Source organism: Shewanella sp. SG41-4 (assembly GCF_014164505.1).
Taxonomy (GTDB): Bacteria; Pseudomonadota; Gammaproteobacteria; order Enterobacterales; family Shewanellaceae; genus Shewanella.
This window is the reverse complement of the sequence record NZ_JACJFI010000318.1, coordinates 1-3880: the sequence shown is the minus strand read 5'-3', so window position 1 is coordinate 3880 and position 3880 is coordinate 1. Positions and strand designations below refer to the sequence as shown.

At 38.0% G+C, this 3880-nt stretch carries 4 protein-coding genes; 2 read left to right on the top strand and 2 right to left on the bottom strand.

What is annotated here, in order from left to right:
• Positions 1 to 38 precede the first annotated feature (38 nt).
• Positions 39 to 236, bottom strand: a complete 198-nt coding sequence (locus H5202_RS18865) for a hypothetical protein (RefSeq protein ID WP_182773420.1) — start codon at positions 234 to 236, stop codon at positions 39 to 41.
• A 25-nt stretch (positions 237 to 261) separates the two neighbouring features.
• Entirely contained in the window at positions 262 to 1119 is an 858-nt protein-coding gene (locus H5202_RS18860) for an STAS/SEC14 domain-containing protein (protein ID WP_182773419.1), read from the bottom strand.
• A 428-nt stretch (positions 1120 to 1547) separates the two neighbouring features.
• Between H5202_RS18860 and H5202_RS18855 the strand changes: the two genes are divergently transcribed.
• Both H5202_RS18855 and H5202_RS18850 read left to right on the top strand, forming a co-directional pair.
• Positions 1548 to 2732 carry an MFS transporter gene (locus H5202_RS18855; RefSeq protein ID WP_259397385.1) on the top strand — a complete coding sequence of 395 codons (1185 nt, stop codon included), beginning with the start codon at positions 1548 to 1550 and terminating at the stop codon, positions 2730 to 2732.
• Between the two features lie 294 nt (positions 2733 to 3026).
• A partial coding sequence (locus H5202_RS18850) for a delta-class carbonic anhydrase (protein WP_182773417.1) occupies positions 3027 to 3880 on the top strand: 854 nt, incomplete at its 3' end.

The window sequence follows — 3880 nt, the reverse complement described above, 5'->3', positions numbered from 1 at the left end:
GCAGCATCTGCTGTTATATTACGGCTATGTTCATGACGTCAAACTTTTATTGAGCTTGTCTCAATTTCAACAACGGCAGCATGAATGGCTTGAAAGATAAGCCTGTCAGCTTCCACTGTGTCATTATCAGGGACATCCCAAGCCATAATTTCGCGATATCGTTCTACGACTTGACGAACATCTTCGGTGATCTGGTCATGGTAGCGTTCAATTTCTATATTTTGTACATCGGACATATCAATATACCTTAGCCATAATAAGTTAAAGCACAGGCTCTTGAACCGGAACGATTAATATTTCACAACGACTATGATTTTGAACATAATGCGGCACAGAGCCCAATAACTTGTTTATGCCTTTTTTCTTTTTTGCCCCAAAAATGGCTAAATCAACATGTTGTGCTTCCAAAAAAGATACAACACCATAATTTATCTCACCGCAAATCACTTTGGTCTCAATGGGGAAATCAGTATCCAAATCTTTTACAAACGCTTTCATCTGAAACTGAGCAGCATCAATACCTTTTTTGTTTTGATCTTTGATGATATCTAGATCAACAACGTTGTAGCCCACTGGATCACCATAGAGTGTATAAGCGAGTACTTCTGGAACAACATTGAGTAATGTTAACGAAGCTTGATAGTAGTTAGCTAATTCTATTGCGCGTTTACATGCATGCTTTGAATACAGGGAGAAATCCACCGCAACCACAATGTTTTGATAGGGTTGCAATTGTTCTACCGCTTTTTCAAACTCTTGTTTTTCACGTAACCAGTCCCAAGCTTGTTGCAGATTTTCTCGGTTAAAATAACGCACTTCACTAGATATTAAAAAAGGCTTCGCGATTAATGCCATCCAATGTTCCCATGACTTATCGCCAACCATCGCAATGCGCTCAAAATCACTAAGGTGTTTCATACCAAACTTAATATCATCTATTGCGGCATCTAAATCCCAGCCGGAAAAATTATCAAACTCAAAAAGTAATGAGATTTTGCCTAATCGTTTAATTTGCGTTTCGAGTTGGGGTAAGAATTGCTGGTAATCTTCAAGAGTTATTTGTCCAGAAGCTCGCACAGCAATGGTATTGCCATCGAATACAGGTATAAATTGCAACATGGGATTTTCCTTCTATTTGTGGATAATTCACATCCAGAATCAGTTAAAACATACTGCTCACTAACTTCATCTTAAAACCTTTTTTTATCCTGTTTATTGATCAATGACATCATTTCCTTATACAATTTCGTCTATTTTTCGTACTCATCTATTCACGTTTTTCAATCGTTGTTTATCTGTATTTCAATCCCATACATAGTGCTATATTTGAATCAATAAAATGGCCTACTACACTAATTAATAATGGTAGTGGTAGTGATAGTAGTAATGGTAATGGTAATAATCTAAAGCCATTAACGATTGTTGCTCTATTCAAGGAATATTGATCGCAAGTGATTTATTGTTTCTTTGATTTCTTGTAGGTCAAGGTAGGTATATTAAACTTATCTGACACATCACGAGGCTGATAATTCAACACTATGCAGCATATGAACAACAACATCATTTATCTCGGGTGGGTCAGTTTTTTTACTGATTTCGCTTCGTCTATGGTCACAACTCTACTGCCTTTATATGTTGTTTATATCCTCAACGAAGGCGTCGACAAACTGGGCATTATTATCGCTGCGGCAAGCTTTATCTCTTATTTTTTCAGAATATTGTTTGGTTATCTAAGTGACCGTTTTACGCTAGTCAAACCTTTGGTCGTAAGCGGTTATTTAATCTCCGCACTCACCAAGCCAATGTTGGCATTGACGCAGGGTTACCTAGGAGTAGCAATAATCCGTGGCGTGGAGCGTATGGGGAAAGCCGTCCGCAGTGCCCCAAAAGATACATTAATCAGCGCCTACAGTGAAGTAAATAGCTCTGGCAAAACCTTCGGCTTTCACAAAACTATGGATATCGCAGGTGAACTTGGCGGCACTATCTGTATTTTCCTCATCCTCACGTCGTTTACACTGGATAAAGACAGCATTCAGCTAATATTCGCCGCCACGTTGATCCCTGGTCTTATTGCCACTGCAATTGCGTTATTTTTAGTTAAAGATATTCCTGTTTCAATTAAAGCCAAAGATGAGAAACGTAAAGCGGTAATCAATCAACAAGACATGCGCTTATTACCTTTGATTATCATTTATTTTGCTGCACTATTTTTTATATTGAGTGATCAGTTTCTGATCATTAAAGTTAAACAAGCAGGTTATTCTGTTTCAATTATTCCTTTATTTATCATTGCACTGACGCTAACCCAAGCCTTATTTAGTTATTATAGTGGTGTCATAACGGACAAAATTGGCAACCATAAAATGCTGTTAATTGCCTTTTTCTTCGGCACCCTATCCATCATCGCCTTATGGTATGAATATTTATGGCTGTGTTTTATTCTATTGGGATTGTTTACCGTTATGTCACTTAACACAATCAGAGCCTACATATCTCAATATGCTATTAGCAAAGCTTTTGTTTATGGCATCTTCTATGGTGGTGTTGCATTAACAAGTTCACTTGGAGCCATTATGGTTGGCCAATTGTGGCAACAATTTGGATTTGAAACGGTTATGTTATTTTCGCTTTCTGGCATGACCATACTATTGTTGGTACTGGCTATTTGGATTTGGAAAAAACCTAATTATAAACATGACGATACCCCTATTAAATCTTTAAACATTTAACTCTCAATGGCTACTAACACAATCTAGAAATCCTTAGCGGACAACGCAAATACGTTATTATTAGTTAGATAATTCATTTGCAATAAAATTGGGGGCTGTCGCGTTTGAGCCTTGGGGGAAATCAACTAAACATCAAAGCAGATAATTACCAAATACTGACTACAGGCTAACGCCGATTCAATCTTGATAATATTTGCTGCTGTTATGGTTTATCGGCACGGGAACTTTGATAACAAACTGCTCACATACTAAGATTATGTTTCAACTATATTCACAAGGTTATAGGCCATAAAAATGAACAACAAACTATTACTAAGCATTGCAATATTATCGTTACCAACCAATGCCATAGCTAAAGATAACCTCTCCGAACATCATGCAACCGTCGCTGATAGCGTGGTCGCAGAACAAAGAGCAAATCTTGCCACTAGCACTAAAGGTGAGGGTTTTGGACCTCAGTCACCTCGAGATGTAAACTCACTTGTCGGTACTAATCCAATACAATTTTCTCAAGCCCCTTCTTTCACTAAAATGAATTTATGTAATATTCATTTTCATAAAAATGCTGAACACTCAGGTGGAGAGTTCACCACTTATGCAGGTAATGGCGATGGTAAAGGTTTCCAATCAGGTTTTAAATATTCAGGTAAACTGACCAAAGCCGAATTAATGCCAACTAAAAATGCTATTTGCCCAAGTGAACATGGCGCTTTAACGGTCGGAGATACTATTGAAGTACATTATGTCCATTCAAGTGCACAAGTCGCGCCTGGTCCAACATTAGGTGCTTGTTTAAATGATGCGATAAATAACCCGCAACTGCGAGTCGAAACTCAAGTGTTTGTGTTAGTCAATGACGATAAAGCACTCGATTTTACAGCGCTCACTGCATCAGAAATAAAACAAGGTTTTCATCAAGCGGTTAATATTCCAAATAATACCGGTGATCCAATTCAGTATAATGGCTCAACAACAGGCCCTGGTTATAATGAAATAGGCTCACCATTCCAAGTCTCTTGGAGTGTCCGTCCTAAAGTAGCTAAAGTGAATATTAACACTGTAGGCAAGTGGTGTGAGGGTAACATCTTCAAGGAAGATCACGCTCATGGTGTAAGAAATCTAGTCACTAATCCAGCGCTACTGTCAGA

Excerpts from the sequence above, each read along its gene's own strand:
- H5202_RS18865 (WP_182773420.1), bottom strand. The coding sequence starts at position 236 with ATGTCCGATGTACAAAATATAGAAATTGAACGCTACCATGACCAGATC.
- H5202_RS18860 (WP_182773419.1), bottom strand. The coding sequence starts at position 1,119 with ATGTTGCAATTTATACCTGTATTCGATGGCAATACCATTGCTGTGCGA.
- H5202_RS18855 (WP_259397385.1), top strand. The coding sequence starts at position 1,548 with ATGAACAACAACATCATTTATCTCGGGTGGGTCAGTTTTTTTACTGAT.